The 26,201-nt window shown below is 55.2% G+C and carries 21 protein-coding genes and 1 tRNA gene; 10 read left to right on the forward strand and 12 right to left on the reverse strand.

Annotated elements, in window-relative coordinates; all coding sequences use genetic code 11:
• Positions 1-49: 49 nt before the first annotated feature.
• The gene (locus J4E05_RS13155; protein ID WP_349596270.1) at positions 50-3,781 is read right to left on the reverse strand and encodes an ATP-binding protein; all 3,732 of its coding nucleotides are present in this window, start codon (positions 3,779-3,781) and stop codon (positions 50-52) included.
• 197 nt (positions 3,782-3,978) lie between these two features.
• Here J4E05_RS13155 and J4E05_RS13160 point away from each other — a divergent pair, with 197 nt between their 5' ends.
• The 5 genes from J4E05_RS13160 to J4E05_RS13180 all read left to right on the forward strand — a co-directional run bounded on the left by J4E05_RS13160 (position 3,979) and on the right by J4E05_RS13180 (position 7,989).
• A complete protein-coding gene (locus J4E05_RS13160) occupies positions 3,979-4,641 on the forward strand; it encodes an amino acid ABC transporter permease (RefSeq protein ID WP_349596272.1) in 663 nt (220 codons plus the stop codon).
• Positions 4,641-5,312 (forward strand): amino acid ABC transporter permease, encoded by a 672-nt coding sequence (locus J4E05_RS13165; RefSeq protein ID WP_349596274.1) that lies wholly within the window; start codon positions 4,641-4,643, stop codon positions 5,310-5,312. Before J4E05_RS13160 ends, J4E05_RS13165 begins: the two co-directional genes overlap by 1 nt.
• A 14-nt stretch (positions 5,313-5,326) precedes the next feature.
• On the forward strand, positions 5,327-6,061 hold the full coding sequence (locus J4E05_RS13170) for an amino acid ABC transporter ATP-binding protein (protein ID WP_349596277.1): 735 nt from the start codon (positions 5,327-5,329) through the stop codon (positions 6,059-6,061).
• A 26-nt stretch (positions 6,062-6,087) separates the two neighbouring features.
• Positions 6,088-7,011, forward strand: a complete 924-nt coding sequence (locus J4E05_RS13175; RefSeq protein WP_349596280.1) for a glycosylasparaginase — start codon at positions 6,088-6,090, stop codon at positions 7,009-7,011.
• A gap of 177 nt (positions 7,012-7,188) precedes the next feature.
• Entirely contained in the window at positions 7,189-7,989 is an 801-nt protein-coding gene (locus J4E05_RS13180) for a transporter substrate-binding domain-containing protein (RefSeq protein WP_349596283.1), read from the forward strand.
• Between the two features lie 65 nt (positions 7,990-8,054).
• Here J4E05_RS13180 and J4E05_RS13185 read toward each other — a convergent pair whose 3' ends face one another.
• Entirely contained in the window at positions 8,055-9,146 is a 1,092-nt protein-coding gene (locus tag J4E05_RS13185) for a LacI family DNA-binding transcriptional regulator (RefSeq protein WP_349596286.1), read from the reverse strand.
• Here J4E05_RS13185 and J4E05_RS13190 point away from each other — a divergent pair.
• On the forward strand, positions 9,134-10,084 hold the full coding sequence (locus J4E05_RS13190) for an ROK family protein (RefSeq protein WP_349596289.1): 951 nt from the start codon (positions 9,134-9,136) through the stop codon (positions 10,082-10,084). The genes J4E05_RS13185 and J4E05_RS13190 overlap by 13 nt on opposite strands.
• 32 nt (positions 10,085-10,116) lie before the next feature.
• The gene (locus J4E05_RS13195) at positions 10,117-10,818 is read left to right on the forward strand and encodes a copper homeostasis protein CutC (protein WP_349596292.1); all 702 of its coding nucleotides are present in this window, start codon (positions 10,117-10,119) and stop codon (positions 10,816-10,818) included.
• Between the two features lie 24 nt (positions 10,819-10,842).
• Here J4E05_RS13195 and J4E05_RS13200 read toward each other — a convergent pair whose 3' ends face one another.
• The 6 genes from J4E05_RS13200 to J4E05_RS13225 all read right to left on the reverse strand — a co-directional run bounded on the left by J4E05_RS13200 (position 10,843) and on the right by J4E05_RS13225 (position 17,685).
• Positions 10,843-11,844, reverse strand: a complete 1,002-nt coding sequence (locus J4E05_RS13200; protein ID WP_349596295.1) for a restriction endonuclease — start codon at positions 11,842-11,844, stop codon at positions 10,843-10,845.
• 291 nt (positions 11,845-12,135) lie between these two features.
• Positions 12,136-12,210: transfer RNA gene (locus tag J4E05_RS13205), tRNA-Gln, on the reverse strand.
• 141 nt (positions 12,211-12,351) lie between these two features.
• Entirely contained in the window at positions 12,352-13,245 is an 894-nt protein-coding gene (locus tag J4E05_RS13210; RefSeq protein WP_349596298.1) for a 4-(cytidine 5'-diphospho)-2-C-methyl-D-erythritol kinase, read from the reverse strand.
• Positions 13,246-13,271: 26 nt separating this feature from the next.
• Positions 13,272-14,987 (reverse strand): tetratricopeptide repeat protein, encoded by a 1,716-nt coding sequence (locus J4E05_RS13215; protein WP_349596301.1) that lies wholly within the window; start codon positions 14,985-14,987, stop codon positions 13,272-13,274.
• Between the two features lie 232 nt (positions 14,988-15,219).
• Positions 15,220-15,843, reverse strand: a complete 624-nt coding sequence (locus J4E05_RS13220) for a DJ-1/PfpI family protein (protein WP_349596303.1) — start codon at positions 15,841-15,843, stop codon at positions 15,220-15,222.
• Between the two features lie 204 nt (positions 15,844-16,047).
• Positions 16,048-17,685, reverse strand: coding sequence for an electron transfer flavoprotein-ubiquinone oxidoreductase (locus tag J4E05_RS13225; RefSeq protein ID WP_349596306.1), 1,638 nt, complete (start codon positions 17,683-17,685; stop codon positions 16,048-16,050).
• A gap of 233 nt (positions 17,686-17,918) precedes the next feature.
• Here J4E05_RS13225 and J4E05_RS13230 point away from each other — a divergent pair, with 233 nt between their 5' ends.
• The 3 genes from J4E05_RS13230 (at position 17,919) to J4E05_RS13240 (ending at position 21,804) form a co-directional block, all read left to right on the forward strand.
• The gene (locus J4E05_RS13230) at positions 17,919-18,836 is read left to right on the forward strand and encodes a uracil-DNA glycosylase (protein WP_349596309.1); all 918 of its coding nucleotides are present in this window, start codon (positions 17,919-17,921) and stop codon (positions 18,834-18,836) included.
• A 439-nt stretch (positions 18,837-19,275) separates the two neighbouring features.
• Positions 19,276-21,123 (forward strand): lytic transglycosylase domain-containing protein, encoded by a 1,848-nt coding sequence (locus J4E05_RS13235; RefSeq protein WP_085587255.1) that lies wholly within the window; start codon positions 19,276-19,278, stop codon positions 21,121-21,123.
• Between the two features lie 285 nt (positions 21,124-21,408).
• Positions 21,409-21,804, forward strand: a complete 396-nt coding sequence (locus tag J4E05_RS13240) for a hypothetical protein (protein WP_349596312.1) — start codon at positions 21,409-21,411, stop codon at positions 21,802-21,804.
• Between the two features lie 41 nt (positions 21,805-21,845).
• Here the strand turns inward: J4E05_RS13240 and J4E05_RS13245 are convergent, their stop codons facing one another.
• From J4E05_RS13245 to J4E05_RS13260, 4 genes are all read right to left on the reverse strand, one after another.
• Positions 21,846-22,880, reverse strand: a complete 1,035-nt coding sequence (locus J4E05_RS13245) for a tetratricopeptide repeat protein (RefSeq protein WP_349596315.1) — start codon at positions 22,878-22,880, stop codon at positions 21,846-21,848.
• Positions 22,881-22,943: 63 nt separating this feature from the next.
• Positions 22,944-23,447: a cytochrome c-type biogenesis protein gene (locus J4E05_RS13250; protein WP_349596318.1), complete on the reverse strand. Its 504-nt coding sequence runs from the start codon at positions 23,445-23,447 to the stop codon at positions 22,944-22,946.
• Positions 23,444-23,983, reverse strand: coding sequence for a DsbE family thiol:disulfide interchange protein (locus J4E05_RS13255; protein WP_085587103.1), 540 nt, complete (start codon positions 23,981-23,983; stop codon positions 23,444-23,446). The genes J4E05_RS13250 and J4E05_RS13255 overlap by 4 nt, the downstream gene beginning before the upstream one ends.
• Entirely contained in the window at positions 23,980-26,073 is a 2,094-nt protein-coding gene (locus J4E05_RS13260) for a heme lyase CcmF/NrfE family subunit (protein WP_349596321.1), read from the reverse strand. The genes J4E05_RS13255 and J4E05_RS13260 overlap by 4 nt, the downstream gene beginning before the upstream one ends.
• Positions 26,074-26,201 lie beyond the last annotated feature (128 nt).

Raw genomic sequence — 26,201 nt, forward strand, 5'->3', positions numbered from 1 at the left:
CAAACGGCGTCTGTCTGATGGCAGGCGCCGTTTTTATGGTATGGTATGGTCAGGGTTTGTTGTCGAGTTTCTTTGTTACATAATTGATGGCGTCGCCCAGCGTAAAGGGTTGCCCCTTCACCTCGACCAGCACCAACTCATCTCCGAATGTATCCGCGATTGTGGTCAATCGCGCCATCGTCGCGTCGACCCGTTCCCAGTCTCCTTTCTGACCGGCATGGCTGCTGATATTGAAGGCGGCCTTGGCCGCTTCCAGCGCGATTTCCGGGTTGTCGTAGAATTGTCTGCGGAGTGCGTCCAGTCGGGCCAACGTCGCGTCGACCCGTTCCCACTCGCCTTTTTCACCGGCATCGCTGCTGATATTGAACGCGGCCATGGCCTCGTGCAGTGCGATTTCCGGGTTGTCGTAGAATTGTCTGCGGAGTGCGTCCAGTCGGGCCAACGTCGCGTCGACCCGTTCCCAGTCGCCGTTTTGACCGGCGTTGTTGGTGATATTGAAGGTGGCATTGGCCTCGCAAAGCGCGATTTCTATATTGTCGTAGAATTGTTTGTGGAGTGCGTCCAGTCGCTGTAACATCGCATCGGCCCGTTGCCAGTCGCCTTTTTCACTGGCATGGTTGTTGATATTGAAGGCGGCCTTGGCCTCGTGTAGTGCGATTTCCGGGTTGTCGTTGAATTGTTTGCGGAGCGCGTCCAGTCGGGCCAACATCGAGTCGACCCGTTCCCGGTCGCCTTTTTGATCGGCATCGGTGCTGATATTGAAAGCGGCCTTGGTCTCTTCCCGCGCGATTTCCAGGTTGTCGTTGAATTGGCTGCGGAGTGCGTCCAGTCGGGCCAACATCATGTCGACCCGTTTCCTGTCGCCTTTTTCACGGGCATGGTTGCTGATATTGAAAGCGGCCCTGGCCTCTTCCCGCGCGATTTCTAGATTGTCGTAGAATTGGCTGCGGAGTGCGTCCAGTCGGGCCAACATCGCGTCGACCCGTTCCCCGTCGCCTTTTTGACCGGCATGGAAGCTGATATTGACGGCGGCCTTGGTCTCGTGCAGCGCGATTTTCGGGTTGTCGTTGAACTGACTGCGGAGTGTGTCCAGTCGTTGTAACATCGCGTCGACCCGTTCCCCGTCGCCTTTTTGACCGGCATGGTTGCTGATATTAACGGCGGCCATGGCCTCATGCAGTGCGATTTCCGGGTTGTCGTTGAATTGTCTGCGGAGTGCGTCCAGTCGTTGTAACATCGCGTCGACCCGTTCCCCGTCGCCTTTTTGACCGGCATGGTTGCTGATATTAACGGCGGTCATGGCCTCATGCAGTGCGATTTCCGGGTTGTTGTTGAATTGGCTGCGGAGTATGTCCAGTCGGGCGATCATTGCGTCGCCCCGTTGCCAGTCGCCTTTTTCACCGGCATCGCTGTTCATATTGAGGGCGGCCCTGGCCGCTGCCAGAGCGATTTCTGTATTGTCGATGAATTGGCTGCGGAGTGCATCCAGTCGCTGTAACATCGCGTCGGCCCGTTGCCAGTCGCCGTTTTCACTGGCATAGTTGCTGATATTGACGGCGGCCATGGCCTCATGCAGTGCGATTTCCGGGTTGTTGTTGAATTGACTGCGGAGTTTGTCCAGTCGCTGTAACATCGCGTCGACCCGTTCCCCGTCGCCGTTTTCACTGGCATAGTTGCTGATACTGAAGGCTGCCATGGCCTCATGCAATGCGATTTCCGGGTTGTCGTTGAATTGGCTGCGGAGTATGTCCAGTCGCGCCAACATCGCGAGGACCCGTTCCCAATCGCCTTTTTGACAGGCATGGTAGCAGATATTGAAGGCGGCCATGGCCTCGAACCGCGCGATTTCGGCGTTTTTGTCGAATCGCGTGGAGAGTTGTTTACTTGACGTCATGAAACTGTCCGCCGCCTCCGGGTTATGTGATGCATAGCATTGGTTGACCCAATTGGGTGCCATGTATGCGTAGCATACCGCGGCTGTTTCGGTTTGGCAGGCACGCATGGCTACCGGAATATCAAGGGCGGCGATTTTTTGCGGGAAGTCTTGTTGCAGACGTAAAAGGGTGATCAGCGAGGCGGTTTTTCCATCAGCCAAAGCGGCATTCAGAAAAAGGTGCCGTCGACTTTGAGGCTCCTTTAGTAAGATTTGAGCCAGAAAAAACTCCCCCATAATATCGGGCTCAAGGGGCGGCAGGAATGTTCCGCTGCCGCCAAGGGCGCTGATCAGCCCTTGATGGTGATCGGGGGGCGGATCGGGCAGGTGGCGGGCAAGGGGGCCATAATCCTCTTGTTTTGTGTCGAGGTCATTAAGGTCCAGCCCTTGTTTAAGGGTTGCCAGTGCCAAGGCGAGCTTATAGCGGGTTAGGGTGCCGTCGCCATCATCGGGCGCGGCGTGTTGCCAGCGGGTGTGTTCTTCACGCCTTAGCATTCCTGCAAGGACGTCTTCCTGATTAAGCAGTGCGGCGATTTTTGTAAAATCGGGTTGTGCTTCTGGTGATTTTTTGGCTTCGGCGATCATTGCCTCTGCCGTGGCAAGGGCGAAAAGCGGGCGGGGCAGGTTGGCATCGTTTGGTCTGGTATCCACCCTTTGCGCCGCGGCCAGAAGAAGGGCATCATCTGGGGGTGTTTGCCCGGCTTTGGTAAAGCGTTCCTTCATCATCTTTTTGATAGCAGTTGCGTCTACGGGCGGGATGGTGCGTCCGTTTTCATCCTCGTGCCCGAAGACATGGTCCATTACCATCGGTTTATCGCCGTTTTCGGGTAGCATTTTTGCTAGCCAGCTTTTGTCGGCCTTGCGTTCCAGCAATAAAACTCGGACAGGAAAGTCATAATGCGCAGCATTGTTCGCAAATATACGTAAGAGGTCCCCCGTTTTTTCTGCCTGTCCACTGACATAATCACTCACAATGAAGGTTGGTTGACGAGGACGCCATTTTTCCGGATTGCGAAACTTTTCGAGATCATGGAGATGGAGCTTGCCTGCCTTCCAGATATTTCGGTCTAGCTCTTCTGTGGTAAAATCAAAGGCAAGCCGGGTTTTTCCTGTGCCGCCATCACCGGTGAGCAGCATCCAGCGGAAATTAAATTCAGGTCCACAAATCGAGATGTCACCTGTGAAATTGGTCAGAAGCTCAATTTCTTTTTCGCGTCCATATAGCTCGTTAAGGTTTGAGTTGTATTTGATGCGATCAAAAGATCCGAGCTCTCGCCGTGGTTTGGGCCATCTAAGCTCTGGCGAAAACATGTTGTGAAAAAGCTGATCAATTTCTTTCTGGAAGGTCTGGATCAGGGTGTCTGTCTGTTCATCAAGCTCGCTCAGAACTTTTTCGAATCCTTGAATATTATGCAGGGCCAGCATGGTTTCGATGGGGGTGGTGTCGTTAATTTCGATGGCGCTAATATCAATTGATCTGCCATCTGTTATGGCACCAAGGATACCGGTTTTAAGGGCGTCTTTGGTTTCCTTGCCATGCTGGATAGTGGTCAATCGGTCTAGCAGCGCTGTCAGAGCCGGGACTTTGGTAATAAAGGCTTGCAGCCGGGATGAAATTGCATCACCCAGGAATGATTCTGATTTTGAAACAATGGCGGTGATCAGGCGCAAAACGATGTAGTGCAAAGGGGGACGAAACCCCAATTCGCGTATTTCATCAAGTAATGCTGCCTTTACCTCGCGGTCTGTCAGCAAGTCAGACAGAAATCCGGACTGTGCCAGTTTGTCGATGATGGTGTCGGCATTCAGGGGGCTATTCGGGCTTTCTTCCGTTTGCGGATCTGACATCTATGCTCCCCCATTTTTTGCCGCGTGTGACAACTATACAAGGCAGGGTTGTTGATGCCATTGCAAAATTGGTAACGGTATGGGCGGCGGGGCTTTGGCAAGGGCTGCCTTTTTGTTTGCTCACGGTTTTGAATGTGCTAAAGTGAAAGCGCTTTCATCATATAAACAAGCAAAATCATCAGGTTATAAATTATAAAATGAACTTTTCGGCGATATCAGGGTATCTGGGCATGTTTTGGGACGGGTTTTTGGTGACCGCGTCGGTCAGTGCCCTGTCCATTGCCGGCAGTTTTATCATTGGGGTGATTGTGGCCTTTGGGGCGGTGTCGCGCCGGCCCTTTTTGCGCAAGGCTGCACGGGGCTATATCGGGCTGTTTCGCAATATTCCCTTCATCGTGCAGGTGTTTTTCTTTTATTTCGGCCTGCCTGAAATTGGCGTTTATATCGATGCCTTCACCACTGGCACCATGGCGCTGTCGATTGCGGTGGGGGCCTATGCAGCCGATGTGTTGCGCTCCGGCATTGAAAATGTCGATACCGGCGTGATCGAGGCGGCCGAGGTTTCGGGCCTGTCGCGGTTCAAAATCTATCGCCGGATCATTCTGCCGATTGCGTTGCGGGTGTCACTGCGTCCGCTAGGCTCGGTTTTCATTAATCTGGTGCTGACGACCTCGATATTATCGACCATCACGCTCAACGAGCTGACCGGCAATGCCAAGATCGTGGCGTCTGATACCTTCCGCCCGTTTGAGGTCTATTTCTTCCTGCTGCTGTTTTATTGCGTGCTGACCTATCTGCTGTCGCTGTTGATCAATCTGTGGCACCGGCGGTTAAACCGTTTCATGCGGGGGGCTGAATAATGCGCAATCAGGGCTTTAACTGGCACGACCCGATATTGTGGGCGCAGGGGCTGGGCGTTTCGCTGGGTGTTTTTGCCGCCTCGATGATTTTGGGCACCGTGATTGGCATTGCCATTGCGCTGGTGCGGGTTTACCGGGTGCCGGTGGCCGCCCCCCTGTTGCTGACCATTAGCGAATTTTTGAAAAACTCGCCGGTGCTGGTGCAACTGTTTTTGGTGTTTTTTGGCGTGCCGGTGCTGTTGCAAGTTAACATCACCCCCGCCGAAGCTGCCATTTTTACCCTGACGGGCAATACAGCGGCCTTTATCGCCGTCATCGCCATTTCCGCCATCGATGCCATTGATCGTGGACAGCTGGAGGCTGCACGCAGCTTTGGTCATTCCGAACGCAGCATTTTACGCAAAATCATCGCCCCGCAGGCATTGGTGGTGGCGATGCCCGCCCTGATCGGGCTGGCGGTAAACCAGTTGCAGGTCACATCGCTGATTTCCGCCATTGGTGTGATTGATCTGACCAAGGTGGGGCAGATTTTGAACCAGCGCACCTGGCAGCCCTTTATCGTCTGGACCATCATTGGCGTGACCTATTTCATCCTGTCGCGCCTGCTGGCGGCTGCCGGTGGTCGCCTTGAAACCCGTTTGCGCCGCCACATGGACTGGGCCGGATTATAAGGAATGCGTTTATCGTGATTGAAATAGACAATCTGCACAAAAAATTCGGCGATACCGAGGTTCTGAAAGGCGTTAGCCTGACCATTGCGCCGGGCGAAGTGGTGTCGATCCTTGGTGCTAGCGGGTCGGGAAAAAGCACGCTGATGCGCTGCATGAACGGGCTGGCCGGGCTCAATGGCGGGTCGCTTTTGATTGACGGGCTGGATGTGTCAAAGCCCCGCGAATTGCGCGAAATCCGCAAACGGTGCGCCACCGTGTTTCAGCATTTCAACCTCTATCCGCATTTGTCGGTGCTGGACAATATCACGCTTGCCCCGATGGATGTGCTGGGCCGCAAAAAGGCCGAGGTTGAAGCCGAAGCCTATGCGCTGCTGAAACAGGTGGGCCTGGCAGACCGGGCGGATGCCTATCCCGGTCAGCTTTCAGGTGGGCAAAAACAGCGGATTGGCATTTGCCGCGCACTTGCCATGCAACCGCGTTATTTGCTGCTAGACGAAGTGACATCGGCGCTGGACCCGGAAATGACGGGTGAAGTGCTTGATGTGCTGGCGGCACTCGCACGTTCGGGCACCACCATGATTTTTGTTACCCACGAAATTGCCTTTGCCCGCGAAATATCATCGCGCATCGTTTTTCTCGATGACGGGGTGGTACGGGCCGACATGCCAACAGACCGTTTCTTTGCCGAAGATGGTGGCTATGGCGATGAACGTATTGCGCGCTTTTTGGCAAAGATGCGCAATAAATAACAATAAGAAAGAAGGACGAGCGACCCATGATCATTGTTGCCAATTCCGAAGCCGGTGCCGGGATCGAGCAGGCGGTGGATATTTTGAAATCCGGCCGTCACGGGCTCGATGCCCTGGAAACAGCGCTTAACCGGGTGGAAGAAGATCCCAAGGTGCGCAGTGTTGGTTATGGCGGCTGGCCCAACCTGATTGGCGAAATGGAATTTGACGCCGGTGTCATGGATGGCACGACACGCCGGACCGGATCGGTCGGGGCGTTGCGCGGGGTGGTGCATGCCGTATCGGTGGCGCGCCGGGTGATGACGGACCTGAACCATGAAATGCTGGTCGGCGAGGGGGCTTGCAGGTTCGCAAGTGAAAGCGGTTTCACCGCGCAGCCCACGCTATACCCCGATTCCAAAAAGGTATGGTGGGATAAACTGGCGCGGATGTTAAGCCCTGAAGAACAGGCCAAATTCCCCGATATGCCGTTGGCCCCGTTAAACAGTGCCATTACCGACCCGGAAAAAGTGCGCGATACCAGCGTGTTTTTGACCATTGATTCCCATAAGGGCATTCATGCCGCGACCAGCACATCGGGCTGGGCCTGGAAATATCCCGGCCGGTTGGGCGACAGCCCGATTGTCGGGGCCGGTTTTTATGCCGATAGCCGTTATGGGGCGGCGGCCTGCACCCATACCGGCGAAATGACGATGCGGGCTGGCACGTGCCGCACCATCGTTCTGGCGATGAAGCTGGGCTATTCGCTGGAGGATGCCCTGAAGATTGCTGTCGATGAATTGCGTGACCTTGAAACCGGCTATCTTGACGGGGTGGTTATTCATGCCCTGGATGCGCAAGGTCGCCATAAGGTGGTGAATTTTCGCTGCCGCGAAACCATTCGATACTGGTACTGGGACGAAACCCTGACCAAACCGGAAAAACGAGAAGCGGAAACGCTCGCGGACTAAGACCACAGGGCTTTGATCGAAATCGATCAAAGCCCCCCTCAATCGGCGGGCGGGCTTTGCAAAAGCCCTTGCCTTTCGCGGCGCAGGCCGCGCGGCGCCGTCGCGCCTAACCCGGTCCCCATAGGCCAATTTCATGGGAACCGGGTCTAAGTTTTATAAAAAACAGGAGGCTTCAAAATGCGGTTAAAAGGATTTGTGCTGGCAGGCGTGATGGCGCTCGCAGCGATTGCCGGAAGCATGTCCCATGCGATGGCGGGCAAGCTGGAAAACATCAAGGATCGCGGTGTGATCCGGGTGGGGGTATCGCTGGGCGGCGAGCCGATTGGCTTTCGCGATGCTGAAAACAACCCGGCGGGCTATGATGTTGATCTGGCCAAACGGCTGGCGGAAAAGCTGGGTGTGAAAATTGAATATACCGATGTGAGCGGTGATGCCCGTGTGTCGATGCTGTTATCAGACCAGTTGGACGCCGTGATTGGCAACCTGTCGGCGACGCTGGAACGGGCCAAGTCGATTGATTTTACCATTCCCTATAACCGGGCCGGTTTGCGGGTTGTTGTGCAAAAAGACTCGGGCATCAAATCGCTTGATGATCTGGCGGGGCATAAAATTGTCGTCGGTCGGGGCTCCACCGGTGAAAGTTTTATCAAGCGCCGGGTGCCGGATGCCGAAATGGTTTACACCGACAATTTCGCGCCCGATGGCGTGTTGCTGTTAAAGCAACGCCGGGTTGATGCCGGGATCGAGGATAGCTCGCTGGTCGATTATCTGGCTGCACAGGAAGATAATCTGGTTACCATGAAGGGGTTGTTCTCCAACGATCCGATTGCGATTGGTGTGCGCAAGGGCGACCCGGAATTTCTGCGCTGGATGGACATGTTTGTCTCTGACTATATTTCGTCAGGTGATTACGAAACCAGCTATAAAAAATGGTGGGGCGAGGATGCTAACCCGCCAACGCTGAACCCGCTTTGGTAAGGTGTGCCATGCCGATGACGCCGTCCTTCGGGGCGGCGTTTTAGCGTTCGGGCGGCGTCATCACTTTACCCTGTCTCGCGGCCATAAAACCGGGTGGGAACGCCCAAATGGCGCGGTCCCTTGCGCGCACGGGCCGGATCAATCAGCAGCGATACCAGTTGTTCGACATAATCGCGCTTGTCAAAGCCGATGGACGATATCGGGTAGCTGTGAAGGTCGGTCAGCGACAGGTTATCAAACCCGTAGAGGCGAATGCGGCCGGGAATAATACCCTCTTCGCGGTCGCGCAAAACATCGAGAACCCCCATTGCCATGGCATCGGATGTGCAAAAAATGGCGTCGGTATAATGGCGCGGGTCAATCTGGCGGGCGGCGGCAACACCCGAGGCATAGGAATAATCGCCATGCAATTGAGTGCTGACGAGAATGCCGTGTCGGGCCAGTGCAGTGCGGTAAAAAGCAATGCGCTGCTTTTCAAGTTCAGAGCTTTCGCGCCCCGTAATCAGCGTTGCGGTTTCAACCTGATGGCGGGCGGCATTTTCAACCGCCTGGTGAATTCCCGGGGCGTCATCGGGCTGAACCGACAGGCTTTGGCTGTCTTGCCGGCCATTTAACATGATGACATGATTGGTACGAAAAAAATCCCGGGCTTGCCTTGGACCAATAAAATCGGAAAAGATAAGGGCGGCGTCGACATGATAGCTGATGCTGCCCCGCAAAAAGTCCCGCGCACTCTTTACCGATCCCAACCGCACAATTGATGCCTGCTTGCCGACATCCTGCAATCGGCCAATCAGGATATCAAACAAATCCAGGTCACTAAGATCGCCGATATGATTGACAATAATACTGACCAGCCCGGTTTGCCGAGTGGACAAGCCCTGAGCCAGCGGGTTGGCGCTATAGCCCAGTTCGCGGGCCGCCGCCAGCACACGTTCGCGTTTTTCGGCGGCCACCGGCTTTTGATCACGCGACAGCGCACGCGATGCCGCCGACAGCGACACACCGGCACGGTTGGCAACATCCTGCAAGGTGGGCAGGCGGTTTTTGCGAAGGCGGGCGGTATTTTGGTCAGACAGGGTCTGCTCCCCCGGATAAGGCATATTGTGAAGGGCGAAATTATGGGATCGCAAGGCAAGGTTCAATGAAATACGCATTCGATATTGGCGGCACGAAAATAGAATTTGGTGTTTTTGATCATGATGGCACCATTTTGCACCGGCAAAAGGTTGCAACCCCGCTGGAGGACCGCGACAGTTTTATTGCCGCGATCCGCGATCTGGTTGTTGATGCAGACCGGAAATTTGCCGGGCATGGCTGTGGACCGGGCGATGCGTCATCATCTGGCGCGGTTTCGGCCCTGGTCCCGGTTGGGATCAGTTTTGCCGGTGGGCTGGACCCGGAAAGCGGGGCGGTGATTTCGGCAAATGTGCCCCCGATCAAGGGCTGGCCGATTGCCGCAGGGTTAAGCGATGCCTTGCACCGCCCGGTACGGGTGGAAAACGATGCCGACTGTTTTGCCCTGGCTGAAGCAAGGCAAGGGGCGGGTGAAAGCAACCGCACGGTATTTGCCATTATTCTTGGTACCGGGGTTGGCGGCGGTATTGTTGTTGATGGGCAGTTTATTGGCGGGCGCAGCGGCATTCGCGGTGAATGGGGGCATGGCAATGATATTTCCGGCCCGTTGATGCGCCACGGCATAAAGGCCCGCCAGTGCGGCTGTGGCGGGGCGGCCTGCCTTGACCCGTGGGGCGCGGCGCGCGGGCTTGAACGCCTTCACGCGGCCTTGCACGGGCGTGATCTTTCCAGCCAGGATATTACAGCGGCATGGCGGGCCGGCAACAGCGCTGCCCTTAAAACCATTGATGTCTTTGTCGATCTTGTTGCCGGGCAATTGCGCCTGATGGTTAATGTGCTGGACCCCGATATCATCCCGGTGGGCGGGGGCCTTGCTGCTGAACATGGCCTGATTGCGCGCATTGATGCGGCTGTGCGGGCCAGTGTTTTAGGGCGTTATGACCATGCGCTGGTGGTGCCGGGGCGCTTTTTTGCCGATGGTGGCCTGCGCGGGGCTGCCTTGTTACATGATCTTTGATTTTGCCGTGTCTGACCTAAAGGAGGCCACCCATGACCCGCATCAGCCATATGACGCTGGAAGTTTGTGTTGAAAGTTTTGATGATGCGTTGATCGCCGCCGAAAATGGCGCGGATCGTATCGAATATTGCTCAGCCCTGGCGGTGGGCGGGCTAACGCCAACGCCGGGCGCCCTGGCCCGCATCGGTGATATTGCGGTGCCCTGTTTCGTTATGATCCGTCCACGTCCGGGTAATTTTGTTTATAGCGACGGGGAAATTGAAACCATGACCCGCGAAATTGCCCTGGCCCGCGATGCCGGGGCGCAAGGTGTTGTTTTCGGGGCCAGCAAGGATGACGGCAGCCTTGACGGGGATGCCTTGCGTTTGCTGTGTGACGCGGCGGGGGGCATGGCAAAAACACTGCACCGGGCCTTTGATATTACACCGGACCCGTTTGCCGCACTTGAAACGGCAGTTGAACTGGGGTTTGACCGTATTTTGACGTCGGGCCAAAAAAACACCGCCGAGGAAGGCTGTACCCTGATTGCCGATTTGATCGCGCGTGCGGGCGAACGGATTATCATTTTGCCGGGCAGTGGTGTGACGGCTGCCAAAGCTAGCACCCTGCGCGCCAAAACCGGCACATCGCAATTACATGCATCGTGCAAGCGGGCGGCATTGCCGGGCGAGGAAGGCCGCGTTGCCACCGACGCCAAGGCCGTTCGTGATTTGCGCCGGGCGATGGATCATTAGGGGAAAGTTTTTTCAGTACGGCGTTTAATCCGCCGTACTGATCGCGGGGCCGGGGATATAGGTGTGTTTTAGCGGCAGCAACATCTGATAGCGTGGCTCGAAATGTTCGTAATGGTTATAAATCATATCCACCAGAGCGGGGCCGTCGATCAGGCGCAGATTGGGCTTGGCGCGCTCAAACGTTCGGGCTTCGGTGGAATAAACGCCAAGTGTTACAAACAGGCCATGTTCGCCGTTTTCAATTGCGCCATGCAGTTCCTGAACTTTGGGGCGGCCGACGGTTTCTAATGTCTGTTTGCACTGGACCTTGATGATCGGCGGTTCAAAGCCAAGTTCATCTTTGTGGGCGATGATATCAATTCCGCCATCGGCCGATTGTTGGGTAACGCGTGCAAAGAATCCCATTCGGGTCAGAAGGTGAGCGATGAATTTTTCAAACTCATAGGGGGTGAGCTTTGATTTCAGGCGCTTGATGATGAAGTCCTCTGTCGATTCCTCGACCTGTATCGAAACTTCTTCAACGCTTTCATCGTCAACATCATTTGCCCCGGTCGCTTCGCCAGCAAGAGCTGCCAGAAATTCGTCTGCGTTATTTGTGATCGAAAATAGTGTGATTGCCGAGCCGATCTCATGTAGCGCCGATTGTGAGAATTCCGAGCGTGAGACATGTATAAGCCACTGAACTTCGCGGCGATGTGGACACTTGCACGGTGCATCAGGCAGATATTGATAGTCGCTGGTAACTTTTCCGATATGGATCATGCGGTCGGTTTTTGACGGATAGGCAACCAGATCGCCGATCTGCATATCGTTGGCAAAGCGGAAAAGAACCCCGGCCTGAACCGGAATAGCACCGATTTTGGCCGTTTTGTCTTCCTGCCGGAACTTGTCCTTAAAGGCTTCACGCGTGCGTTCAAGTTTGGAAAGATCCCCCATATTGTGCCAGCCAATGGTGATATAACCCTGATCAACCGGGGCCGTGCCGTGTTCGGTTGACATATGTATTCCCCAGAGTGCATGGCTCATGATGATCTTCCCCCGTGTAATCCGGTTCTGGCGACTGGTTTATTTATAAAGATAGAGCTGGGTGCCGATAAAGACGTTTCTGTCTCGTCGTAAGCCGCCTACAGCTTTGTCCCGTTGTTTATATAGTAATGTTTGGCTTTAAGACGATTGCCAGCTTTATACATTCTGCGCGGAACTATGCGTAGAAGAAACAGGGAAAAAGGTGCAATCGGGACTTGTAAAGGAAGAATAGCAGAAGGTGATCAGGCAAAAGAAAACCCCTTCGAGGGCGAACCTCGAAGGGGTTTGTCTTGGCTGGGGCGGTAGGATTCGAACCTACGGTACACGATACCAAAAACCGATGCCTTACCACTTGGCCACGCCCCATCAGCGTGTGTGGCGCGGAAAATAGCGTCCTATTCCGCCAAGTGCAACCCTCTATTTTGATCCTTTTTTGTCACAGCGGCATTTTTTTGTTTTTCCGGCGTTTTCAGCGATTTATGGCCGCGCCAATGGCGTGTGTCGGCCTTATGTTGCCGTGGTGCCGACAATTTTGCACGCCCGCACCCACCAATCGGGGTTGGCCTGGGCGATGGTGGTGGCGGCCGTGTTGGCCAGTTGTGCATCGGGGTACAGGCCAAAACAGGTGGCCCCGCTGCCTGACATGCGGGCCAGCAGGCAGCCATCGGCGCGCGCCAGGGCATCAAGCACGTCGCAAATTTCGGGCAGCAGCGTGACCGCAGGCAGGGTTAAATCATTGCGGCAATCGCGAAGCACGGTGGCAAGCGAGGTGACATCGGCAAAGCTGGCGTCGGTGGCCCATGATCCGGCATCGGTAAAGTCGCCATCGCGGGCGGCGAAAATGGCCGGGGTCGATACGGCCTTGCCAGGATTGACCAGCACCAGCGAAAAGCCGGGCAGGGGCGGCAGGGGTGTTATTTCCTCGCCAATGCCCTGCATTAAAACCGTGCCGCCGGTTAGGCACACCGGCACATCGGCGCCAAGTGACAGGGCGATATCGGCCAGATCGGCAGGGGGCGCATCAATGCCCCATAGCTTGCACAAAACCCGCAAGGCCGCCGCCGCATCCGCCGAGCCACCGCCAATGCCCGATGCCACGGGCAGGTTTTTTTCCAAAATCAGTTCGGCACCCTGCGCAATGCCGTATTTTTCCTGCAAAAATGTCGCAGCCCGCATGACAAGATTGTCTTTGGGGCTGCCATCTTCCAGGGCGTCGGCCATGGGGCCGGTAATCGCCAGTGTCAGGGTGGCGTCATCGCGCAAACGTGCGCGCAGGACATCACCATAATCGGCAAAGCACACCAGGCTATCAAGGGTATGATAGCCATCCTCGCGTTTGCCGGTTACATGCAGGAAAAGGTTAATCTTGGCCTGTGCCGGTTCGATCAACTGGGTTTCCATCGCCCCTGCCCATTTTTACGGGTTAATTAATTGGTTGCCGACGTGCCGGTTGCCGGTTTTTTACCGTTCAGCTTTTCCATGACGTCTTTGCGCAGTTCCGGTGTCGGCTCAAACGATAACGCCCGACGCCATTGAAATTCGGCCTCGTGGAGGCGGCCAATCTGATAATAGGCATCGCCTAAATGGTCATTTACTGTCGGATCATCAGGGATCAGCGATACCGCATGTTCAAGTTCGGCAACGGCGGCATCATATTGGCCAAGTTTGTAATAGACCCAGCCCAGACTATCGACAATAAAGCCGTCATCGGGCTTAAGTTCGATGGCGCGTTTGAGCATTTCCTGCGCCTTGTCAAAATGCATCCCCATATCAACCCAGCTATACCCCAGATAATTCAGGACATAGGGCTGGTCAGGTTCCATTTCGAGGGCAAGAAGGAAGTCCTGCTCGGCCTTGGGCCACTGGCCGTCTTGCTCGTAGGCGATACCGCGGCGATACAGCAACCGCCAGCCGACATTTTGGGCGCCACCCAAACGGTTAATCGCGTCGCTATAGGCATCGGCAGACTGGCCGAATTTTTTGGTTGCGCGTAAAACATCGCCCAGCTGAATCAGCGCATCGGCGCGATCCCGGCGTTCGTTAACCATTTTGCGCAAAATCGCAATGGCTTCGTCGTTTTGGTCAATTTCGGTCAGGCTGGAGGCTTCGCGCAAACGCGCGTTCCAGCTATGCGGGGAATCCAGCGGGATGGATTTATAAATCGCAATCGCTTCGGGCCAGCGTTTTTGAATTTCCATTACCTCGCCAACCAGCAATTTGGTTACCGCATCGCCCGGGCGTAACGACAGCGAATAGCGCGCCATCAACAATGCCGGATCCACAGCGTTTTCCTGGCTTAGCAAGGTCGCGATATCGAGATATCCTTCGGCCAGCCCCGATGCCGGTGTTAACGCGGTGCTGATGGGCGGTTCGCCCTTTTTTAAGCGTTCAAGATGATAGGGCATCGCCAGCGACTGCGGATGGCGGTCCATATAGCTTTGATAAAGCAGTTCGGCCTTTTGGGTTTGGCCCTTGCGTTCGTAAATGGCGCCCAATGCCTCGGCGGCGCGCAGTGGTGCGTCGGCCGGGTCGCCATAGGCGCTGGCAAGGGCGCGTTCGGCCCCGTTCAAATCACCAAAATAATCCAGCACCAGGCCACGATGATATTCCGATAGCGGGGCAAGGGTGCCGTTGCCCTGCAAATGGTCCAGGGCGGCAAGGGCATCGGATTTGCGGTCTAGCGCGGTAAACAGCCATGCCCGGGCAAGCGGCCGGATCAACGAGTTCAAACCGCGATCGGGCAGGGTATTTATGGTTTTAAGGGCAGCTTCGTAATTTTCGTTGCGAATATCGGCATCCACCACGGCCAGAACAGCAAACAGGTCCTGGGGTTGATCAATGATCAGCTGGCGGGCGATGGTTTCGGTGTCGGAAATGCGGCCATCCGATATCAGGGCTAAAAAAGCCCGGCGGCGCAGATCGTCATTGTCAGGTTCAAGTTGCTGGGCGCGAAGCAAATATTGCGCGGCCTGATCGGTGGCATTGTTGCTTTGCGCCACTTTGCCTGCCAGATAATTGCCAGCGAAACCGTCGCTTTGCGGATAATCGAACGGCTGGTTAAGGGCATTTTGACCGACTGTGCCACAGGCAGAAAGGGCAAGGGCCGTTACCGGGACCAGAAGATGTAACAGATTGCGCTTCAAGAATTTTTCCTGCGTTTCGTTTTTGGTCGCGGTGTAAAACCGTATTGATCAAACGGCAAGTCTCATCCGTTCGAGGGCATTTCGATACCCTACCTATTCGGCCAATATAAGGCAAAGCATTTGCCCGGTTTGGGGGCGGCAATTCATCACATCACCGCGATCCCGTGCGATCTTGCGCGATCAAGCCTGCGCAACCGGGCAATATTTTGTGCGATAAGGGTGAATTGGACGCCTAGCAATAAAGGGCCGGTTGGGTCGGAACGTTAAGCTGTGGTTTGATAATGTCAGACGCGGCCTTCACGAAGGTCGATTTCTGCCCGCTGGGGGCGACATATTCCAGAATTGTCAGGGCCTGTTCAAGGCCAAGGGTGCGCGCAATAACCCAGCCGGCCAGATATTGCGACGACAGGCAGCCACCGCTGGTAACGATATTGCCCTGGGCGATGAGGGGTTTGTCCTCAACCAGGCAGCCGGTTTTTGCCAGAAGCGGGCGGGTTTTGGCATCGGTGGTGGCGGTGGCGGGCAAAATACCCAGGCGGTGCAAAAACAGGGCCCCGGAACATTGCGCGCCAATTAACTGCCGGGCCGGGTCCAGCGCAAACTGGCTGATCAGGTCGGCATCATCAATATGGTCGCGGGTGCGTGTGCCACTGCCAAACAAAACAACATCGGCATCATTGGCAAAAGAAAGCGATTGTTGCGCCGTGACTGTAACCCCGTTCATCGAGGTAACGGATTTTTCCGGCGATGTGATTTGCACCGACCAGCCATCGGCCTTGACCCGCCCCAGAATGGACAGGGCGACAAAGCTGTCGATTTCGTTGAAACCATCCAGTGTCACAATCGCAATTTTCATCTGACATTCCACCGCACAACCAAAAGGGCGGCTATTGAACGCGCAGCACGGCATTCAAACAAGGAAAAAGACAAAAAACCGTGTGAATTTTGAAATTTTACCGGGCAAATCAGCCCCGACAAGGCAACAGGCCACCATGATGGGGATCATGGCGGCCTGAACAGTCCTGGCCAGCATATAACATGCCGTTATATATCAGGCTGGTTACATATTTGGGTAGTTTGGCCCACCGCCGCCCTGCGGCACCACCCAGACAATGTTTTGTGTCGGGTCCTTGATGTCGCAGGTTTTGCAATGAACGCAGTTTTGCGCATTGATTTGCAGGCGTTGGCCGCCTTTTTCCTCGTCGGCAACAAATTCATAAACCCCTGCCGGGCAATAGCGGGCTTCCGGCCCGGCATATTTGGCAAGGTTCACGTCCACCGGCACACTGGCATCCTTTAAGGTCAGATGCACCGGCTGGTCTTCTTCATGGTTGGTGTTGGATAAAAACACCGAAGAAAGCCGATCAAAGCTGATTTTGCCATCGGGTTTGGGGTAGGTGATTTTGGGCATGTCTGCCGCCGGTTTCAGGCAGGTATGATCGGCATGGTTTTTAAAGGTCCACGGGGCCTTGCCGCCAAAAATATAGGTATCAACCGCGCTATAGGCCATGCCACCCCAAAAGCCCCATTTGGCAAAGCTGGGGCGAATGTTGCGAACTTTATAAAGTTCGGGATAGATCCAGCTGTTTTCAACGGCTTTCGGATAAGCATCAAGCACCGGAGAAGGTGCGTCGCTGATCAGTTGGGCAAAGGCGGCTTCGGCGGCGAGCATGCCGGTTTTCATTGCCGTGTGTGACCCTTTGATTTTGGGCACATTCATAAAGCCTGCCGAACAGCCAATGATGCAGCCACCGGGAAAGACCAGATCGGGCAGGGATTGAAACCCGCCTTCGTTAAGGGCGCGCGCGCCATATGAAATGCGACGGCCATTTTCAAAAATCTTGCGAATTTCCGGGTGGGTTTTAAACCGCTGAAATTCCTCGAACGGGCTAAGATGCGGGTTTTCGTAATCCAGCCCAATTACGAATCCGACCGATACCTGATTGTTATCAAGATGGTACAGGAACGACCCGCCATAGGTTTTTGAATCCAGCGGCCAGCCGACAGTATGCTGGATTTTGCCTTCTTCATGAACGGCCGGGTCCACTTCCCACAATTCCTTGATGCCAATGCCATAGGTTTGCGGATCGGATTTTTCGCGCAGATCGAACTTTTTAATCAGCAGTTCGGACAACGACCCCCGGCAGCCTTCGGCAAAGAATGTGTATTTGGCGTGCAGTTCCATGCCCGGTTCGTAATTCGGGCCCTGGCTGCCATCGCGTAAAATGCCCATATCGCCCGTGGCAATGCCGCGCACAGAACCGGCATCATCAAACAGGACTTCGGCGGCGGCAAAACCGGGGTAAACTTCAATACCCATGGCTTCGGCCTGTTCACCCAGCCAGCGGCACACATTGCCCAGGCTGACAATATAGTTGCCTTTATTGTGCATTTGCGGCGGGGTCGGCAACTGTCTGGCGCCGGTTTCGCTTAACATCAGGAACTGGTCTGTGGTGGCGGGCACATTTAAGGGTGCGCCGCGTTCCTGCCAGTCGGGGAAAAGTTCATTCAGGGCGCGTGGTTCTACCACCGCGCCGGACAAGGTATGCGCGCCAACTTCGGAGCCTTTTTCCACCACGCAAACCGTGATTTCTTTTTCCTGCTCCTGGGCGAGTTGCATCAGGCGGATGGCAGCTGCGAGGCCAGATACGCCGGCGCCAACGACCACCACGTCAAATTCCATGGATTCCCGTTCCATCTCGTCTCTCTCCTTTGTCGCAGGTTGGCTTTAATGCCTTTTGTGCTGCGGCTTTTTCGTCACGATCAGGGTCTCGCCCAAGCCCCGAGTTTCATCCTGGTGTTAATCGGTAAAGCTATACCGATTTGACGCCTGTTTGTATATGGCACAAGTGGCGTAAAATCGTTAAAGTCATTCCGAGTGACGCAACCTGTTTTACAGGCTGCACTGCAACATACGCCTTATTTGTGTAGATGAGCAAACCAATAACAAATTTTGATGTAAATAGCCTGGATGCCCTGCAAGCCCTGATCTGGCAATATGAAATGGGCGCAGACGAAGCCATTGCCGACGAGCCGCTGGACCGGTTTCGGGCGTCTGAAAGCCTGTCGCGGCAGGCAACGGCCCCGCAAACCGCACCAGGCGGGCGGGGCACCTTTGGTATGAAGGGGGGCACTGCCGCGCGGGCAGGTGCGCCCGGGGGCGGCGGTGCGACTCCGGGTGGTGGAGGGGCGATGCCGCCTGCGGCCATTGGCGGTTTTGTTCTATCCGATGCGCCACAGGAAGCGCGCATTTCGGCGCAAAAGGCCGCATCAGACGCCACCACGCTGGAAGAATTACAGGCGGCTTTACTGGCATTCGAGGGCTGTGCGCTTAAAAAATCGGCCAGCAATACCGTTTTTGGCAGCGGCGCGGCGGATGCTGAAATTATGCTGGTGGGCGAGGCCCCTGATGCGGATGAAGACCGGCAGGGCATTCCTTTTGCCGGGGCTGCGGGAAAGTTGCTTGATGCCATGTTGCGGTCGATCGGTCTGTCGCGCGAAACGGCATATCTGACCAATATTTTACCGTGGCGACCACCGGGAAACCGCCAGCCTACCGCCGATGAACTGATGGTTTGTGAACCCTTTGTGCGCCGTCATATTGAAATCATTGGCCCTCGTATTGTCGTATGTCTGGGGGGCAGTGCTGCCAAAATTTTGATGGAACAGGATAAGGGCATTACCCGGTTGCGCGGAAACTGGCATGAAATGTCGTTTTCCGATTCGCTCCAGGCGGACGTAACGGCAATGTTCCATCCATCCTATTTGTTAAAAACACCCGAACAAAAAAGGATCGCGTGGCAGGATTTGCGCGGGATCGTTAAAAAATGGCGTTCGGCCTCTAGCTGATGCCCGTGCGGTTATGCGCTGTTGCCGCGGTATTTTGTGACTATTTTGCAAATACCGGGGGCGGTGTTTAACGATTTTTGCCTGCGCTGTTGTGCCGGTTCATCTCAAAACGGCGCGTATTTCCTTTGCCGGTTCAGGCGGGCAAGTGCGGCAGCTTTTGTGATGGTGACGGGGATAGTTAGGCGGAAATTTGAAATTGTTTTTGGAAAATAACCAGAATTTCCGCCAGTTTCTGCGTGGGCAGGGCAGATATGCATTTGGGGCCGGGCGGTGGGCAACTTCCTGATTACAGGATAAAAATGCTTCGTTGAGGGGCGAATTGCTGGTATATATGCCAGCTCAAAGACGGGGAATCCGCTTACACAGGTTGCGACGACAAACTGCTTCGGGTTAGAAAAACCGCGTTTACACCGGGGTCTGTTTGGGGAAAAGACAGGTTTTGATCGAAGCACGTACATTGTTCATTTCGCGTTTAACCACGCGGATCAGGCGCAGCATTACCGTTTTGGCACTGGCCACACTTTGTGTGGCAGGTCCAAAAGTGGTTCATGCCGCACAGGAACAGGCTGCGCTTGGCAGTTCTGGCCTTGACGAGTCGACTGATTCCGACGCGGTTAAAATTCCCAGTGTCCTTTCAAGCCGGGATGCAGAACTCTATCGCCAGATTTTCAAGGTGCAAAAGGATGGCCGCTGGAAAGACGCGGACAACCTGATATCGCGCCTGTCTGACGATGTGCTGATGGGCCATGTCATGGCCCAGCGCTATTTGCATCCGACGGCATATCGTTCGCGGTTTTCCGAACTGCGCGACTGGCTGGCGAAATATGCCGATCTTCCCGAAGCGGACCGTATTTATGATCTGGCGATGTCGCGTCGCGGGTCCGCTGCCAAGCCCAAGCGCCCTGTCGGGTCGTATCTTAAGGGGGCTGGTTACGATTACGAAGATATCCGCCCCTATTATCACAAATCGACCAAAAAATTGTCTGCCGCCCAGCGCAGCCGGGTTTCGGTTTTAAAACGGCGTATTCATTCGCGCATTCGTTCGGGCTGGCCCACAGGCGCACTGGAAGTACTTGATAGCGGCGAAGCCCGGAGTCTGTTTGATGCCTATGAGCAGGACCAGGCGCGCGCCTCGATTGCATCGGGTTATTATTATTTTGGCAAGCCTGATCTTGCCTTGAAACATGCGGCGAAGGCGGCAAAACGGTCGGGTAAATATTTGCCAGAGGCCCTGTGGGTGGCTGGTTTGACGGCATGGCGCCTGAACAAGTTTGACGAAGCCCATCAGCAGTTTGACGATGTTTCAACCAACCAGTATGCGTCAAGCTGGACCAGGTCAGCCGGTGCGTTCTGGGCTGCACGTATTGATCTGGCTGAAGGCAAGTTTGACCGTGCCGATAAATTGTTGAACCGGGCGGCGAAATATCCGCGTTCGTTTTACGGGTTGTTAGCCCTGCGCGCCCTTGGTCGCGATGATGTTTTTGACTGGGACAGCCTGAGCCTGACGCAGGATCGCGCCAATAAATTGCGGCTTGACCCGCATGGTCGCCGTGCCCTGGCCATGTTGCAAATTGGCAAACGCCATGATGCCGAACGTGAAATGCGCAAAGCTGCTATTTCCAGCGATCCCAGCCTGCGCCGGGCGGTTTTGGCTCTGGCCGATACCGAATCCTTTGCTGCCCTGACCATGCGCCTTGGCAATTACATCGCCCAAAAAACCGGCGAAGTGATTGTGAATGCCCTGTATCCGGTGCCGTCATGGGTGCCGGAAGGGGGCTATAACGTTGACCGTGCCCTGATTTATGCGTTGATGCGTCAGGAATCGGGCTTTAACGCCGAAGCACGTAGCCATGTTGGCGCACGTGGTTTGATGCAGTTAATGCCCGCAACGGCCAGTTATATTGGCAATACCCGTTATCGCGGGGCCAAACGCAAAGAACTGTATGAACCGGAAGTCAATATTGGCCTGGGTCAGAAATATGTAGGGCATTTGCTGGATCAGAACGGTGTTGATAACGGCTTTTTACAGCTGATGGCGGCTTATAATGGCGGTATTGGTAATTTGGGCCGCTGGCAGAAGGCACTGAAAGACAACGAAGACCCGCTGTATTTTATCGAAAGCATTCCGTCGCGTGAAACCCGCCTGTTCATTGAGCGGGTGATGGCAAATCTGTGGATGTACCGGTCTCGTTTAGGGCAGGATCGCCCGTCACTGGATCGTCTGGCCGCAGGTAAATGGCCTGTTTATCAATCACAGGATGCCGACGGGCTGGCGGCTGTTCAGTAGCAGGCCTGCTTACATGACTGTCGCGAGTTTATAACGGCGTGGCAAATGTTGGTGGCCCGGCGACAGGACATTTAAAAATATCGATCCCTTAAAACCGTCATTGGCGATAAACTGCCCGATGACGGTTTTGATCTTTTTGCGCCATATGTTGGATACCGGGCGCAAGATAGTCGTGAACCGGATCAAACCCTAACGCCTGTCAGGTTCGTTTAATTGAAGCCAGCGCATCCCGATAAAAATTCTGCCTCAAAGCCATCGCCACCGTCTAAACCCGCGGCGTCGCCGTTGGCAGAGGGAACGATCCTGGATCGTATTTCCATGCCCCCCATGAGCGGCGAGGAAGCCCTGCGCCGGTTTGACGGGCATATGCAAACGGAAAAAGTACGCCAGAACGAAGCCAAACGGAGTGTGTCATCAGAAGTCGATGGCGGGGGGGATTCCGGGGGGAATGGCGAAAGTGACGTTGCAACAGGGGCGCGTGCCAATGGTCCATCTACAGGGCCCTGGCCGTCGTCGCAACAAACGTCAGGGCATGCGGCGAATGATCAAAACCGTGCCGATCTGGCCGAGCTGGCAAGATTGCCACTGGTTTTGCGGGTCGTTTCGGTCATTGGGACGCTTGGCCTGATGGTCGGGATTGTTCTATTGGCATTGTTCATCGTGAACTGGCTAAATGCCTAAAGCACTTTTCCGTTAATATGACCCGTTTTGGCGTGTTGCGTCTAATTGTCGTTGCTGGCAGCGCTGTTCTTGGCGTTTTCACTGGCTTCAAGCTGTGCTTCCAGTGACGCAATTTCGGCGGCGGTAGATGCGCTTAGCGGGGCGTCTGCGGGCAGATCGTGGATCAGGTCGCGCAGGACATGCAGCGATTGCGTTAAATGCCCCTGTTGTTCCAGCATGATGCCGTAATAATAACGGCTAAGCCGGTGATTGGGCATTTGGCCTAGCGCATGAAGGACCAGATTGCGCGATATTTCGTCGATCTGGCCGCCCTGGGCGGTGATGCGGGTATCGGCATATTCAATTGCCAGCAACGGATTTTGCCCCGACAGCGCATAGGCCCGGCGATAGGCCGCAACCGCGCGTTCGATGTCACCTAACCGTAAGGACCCACGGGCCAAAACCAGCCACCCTTGCAAATTGCGCGGGTTGGATTCCAGCGAAATCACAATTTGCCCTAACAGGCGGCGGATTTGTTTGTCGGTTTGGGCCGCCGGGTCGTCCGGGTCGGCGGATGCCGCTGCTGCGGCGGCGATATTGCGTTCACTGGCCCGCTCCGCATAGGGACGGGCGGGCATATCGGGGTGTCCCTGCCACATATAAATGCCAAAGGCCGCAACCACCGGAATTGCCGCCATGACAGCCGATATCATGATTTTTTGGGCATTTTGGCCGCCGTTCGAAGCCGCCGGCGTTAATGTCTGTGGTGATGACGTTGACGACGCAAAGGGTGGGGGTGAGGCTTCACCCATAGCTACGGTGCCGGTGTGCGAAACGACGGTGCCATCACTGTGACGCGTTTGCGCACTGCGATATTCGATATAGTCAAAATCATCGTCAAGGTCGTCTTCGTCATCATCATCGACGACATCGCCAATCTGGTATTTGGGTTTGGCGATGGCTTCCGGGGTAGGGGCCCTGTGCGATTGCCCAGCGGGCAAGGGCGGTGTGTCGCCCTGTTGCCCACGCCAAAAGGCCGTGAAAAACACGGTTACAAAGGACAGGAAGGAAAGCCCGGCAATGCTCCACCAGATCATGGTGTGACCTTGTTATATTTGGCCAGGCGGGCCGGGCTGTCTTTTATGCCGGTCATTAGTGGCTTATTCCCCCGAAGGACTTAGAATTTCGTCAAGGCGTTTGCGTTCCTGATCGGTCAGGTTTGCAGGTGTTGTGCGGTCATCGCGTTTTTTGCGGCGGTAAAAACCGACAACAGCAAGGGCGGCCAGAATAAGCAAAATAAACGGGCTGGCCCACAGAATATAGGTATCGGGTTTAAGCGGCGGGTTTAGCAACACATAGTCGCCATAGCGCGCGACGATATAATCAATGGCTTGCTGGTTGCTGTCACCCGCCAGAAGGCGTTCACGCACCAATACCCGTAAATCATGGGCCAGGTCGGCATCGGAATCATCAATCGACTGGTTTTGGCACACCAGACAGCGCAATTCCTCGCTGATCGTGCGCGCACGCTGTTCCAGCACCGGGTCCGACAGCATTTCATCGGGGTTTACCGCAAAGGCCGGGCGGGCATAAAAGGACAGGGTCACCACAACTGCCAGCATGGCCAGCCAGATCGACCTGTTTGGGCGAAAGAGGCGCATCATCCTTTTTTCAACTCCCTGATTTTGGGCAGAAGCACTTTTTCCAGTGTTTCGGCATCAATAGGACCAACCTGTTTATAGGCAATTTTGCCATCACCATCGATGATGAAGGTTTCAGGAACGCCGTAAACCCCAAAATCAATGCCGGTACGCCCGGAAATATCCATACCGACAGCGGTATAGGGATCACCCAGTTCATCAAGCCAGTTTACACCGTCTTGCGGGTCTTTTTCCTTGTAATTAAGGCCATAGACCGGAACGCCGGCTTCGGCGGCAAGGCGTTTGATCATGGGGTGTTCGGCCCGGCACGGCACGCACCAGGATGCAAATACATTCACCACCGAAACATGGCCCTGTGTAAGATCGGCACGTGAAATGCCCTTGTCACGGCCCGGAAGGGGCGGCAGGGAAAATTCGGGGGCGGGCTTGCCGATCAGGGCGGAAGGAATGACGGACTGGTCCTTGCCGATATTGGTCAGAAATATCCCGGCCAATGCTGCAAACAACACCAGCGGTATGACAGCGATCCAGAACCTCATGGGGCGGGTACTCCGTTCTTCTTAAAAAGCAGGATCATGCGGGTAAGCATATTGATGACCCCGCCTAACAGGATAAGCAGCATGCCCGCCCAGACCCACGGCATCATGGGTAAAAAGCGGACATCGACAATGCGGCCGCTATCTTCGGCACGATCCCCGATCGACACGTGTAAATCGCCATCGCGGCCATGCCAGATCGCCGATTCCTTGGTTTCAACACCGCGGATCGGATAATAGCGGACTTCAGGGTAAAGCTCGCTAACCGGCTGCGCATTGCGATAAACAATGAATTTGGCTTTGCGGGTGGCAAAATTTTCGCCTGGCAGCAACGAAACGCCTTCATATTGCAAATTATACGGGCCGATTTCGATGCTTTGCCCGGTGCGGGCGGACAAAACAGCCTGTTCTTCCCACAGGCTGCTGGCAGAACCCCCGGCAATTAGCAGCGCCATGCCAATATGGGCCAGCGACATGCCCAGATAACGCGGCCCCAGCATTTTAACATTGCGGTATTTGCTTTCGCCATGGTCGCGGTGACGCCACAGTTTTTCCCATAAATCACCCAGGGCTGCGGTTACCACCCATGCGGCCAGACCAATGCCCAGCAAAGGCAAAGGCGGCGCATCAATATGGCGCATCCAGACAAACAGGGTAACGATAATGGATAAAATCAGCGCCAGTTTCATGCGCCGCCCAACCGATGCCGCCCCGTCAACCCGCCAGCGCAGCGTAGGCGACAGGCCCATCAATAGCAGCATGGCAAGGGTAACCGGCATCAGGGCCTGAACAAAAAACGGCGGACCAACGGTAATGATGGTACCGCCCAGCCAGCGCAAAAACAGCGGATAAACGGTGCCAATCATGACAATGGCAGCGGCAACGGCCAGCAGCACGCTGTTGATGAACATCGCACTTTCGCGCGACACCAGGGTGAAATCGGCATTTTCGCGCAAATAACCGGCAGCACGCGAAAACAGGTAATAGGCCCCGGCAAAAAGCAGACAAAAGCCGATCAGTAAAACTGCATTATCGCCACTGGCGCGAAGTGAGGCCGGAAGCGGGCCAAGCAGGTCGGAGCGGGCGAGAAAAGTACCAAACCAGCCCGCACCAAAGGCCGACAGGGCCAACAGGGCGGTCCAGGGTTTTAAGGCTTCGGTTTTTTCCAGTACGGCCAGGCAATGTAAAAACGCAGTTGCCAGTAACCACGGCAACAGCACGGCATTTTCCGATGCATCCCAGTACCACCAGTTGCCCCAGCTTTGTTCAGCATAGGCGCGATAGGCGCTGATCATCATGGCGGCACCCAGCAACGTCCAGGACAATAATGCCCACGGGCGCAGCATTTCGGCCCAGGACCGGTGCAGGCGGGCACGCGGCAGGGCCGCAATGGTGGCGGCAAAAATAATGGATAATCCGGCCAGCCCTGCATGCAGGATCGGCGAATAAAAGATATCAAGGATATCCTGGGATTGCGGGTCAAACCCCTGGCCGTCAAGGGGCGGGTTTGCCATGCGGGCAAACGGGTCGCCGTCAAACAGGACGCTGGCCGCCAGCAGGGCAATGATCAGGCCCATAATGCCGATAATGGCGTGCGGATTTTCCGATTTTTTAAAGACGGCGTTTTGCAGCAAAAACAAAATGGTCGCAAGCGATGTGAGCGTAATCCACAGCAAGGTCGCCCCGCGATCCGGGCTGATAGAGGCAGCTATACGATACAAAACCGGGGTGGAGGAATGGCTGTAATGGGTGACCAGCGGCAGGGTAAAATCGCTAATGATAAAGCTGTATATCAGGCTTCCCTGTGCGCCGATTGCCAACAGGCAAATCAATATCGGCAAAGGCCAGATCGGTATCCCCGACAGGGAGGATGCCGGTGACGTGGCCGGGCCAGGGCCGGTGGGCAAGGGACTAAACAGAAACGCCGAAATTGTTTGCCACGGGCCGGTTTTTGCGGCGATGGCACTGCCTGCCCCCGTCACATGCAGCGACGGGCGGCGCATAAGCGCACCAAGCGGCGAAAAGATAACAGCCTGGCAGCAGCCCAGCATCAACAAAAGAATAAGGGCGAAATGTCCGGTTTCTGCGATCATGCCGTGCGGTGCTTTATCCTGTCATACGAAAAACAGGGTTCCCCCTGCCATCTTGCGATGGTCGGTGATGCTAAACGAAAGTGCGTCAAACTGAAATCGTCCCAACAAGAAATATCCCTGATATTTCT

The sequence above is a fragment of the Thalassospira sp. NFXS8 genome (genome assembly GCF_040148805.1).
GTDB lineage: Bacteria > Pseudomonadota > Alphaproteobacteria > Rhodospirillales > Thalassospiraceae > Thalassospira.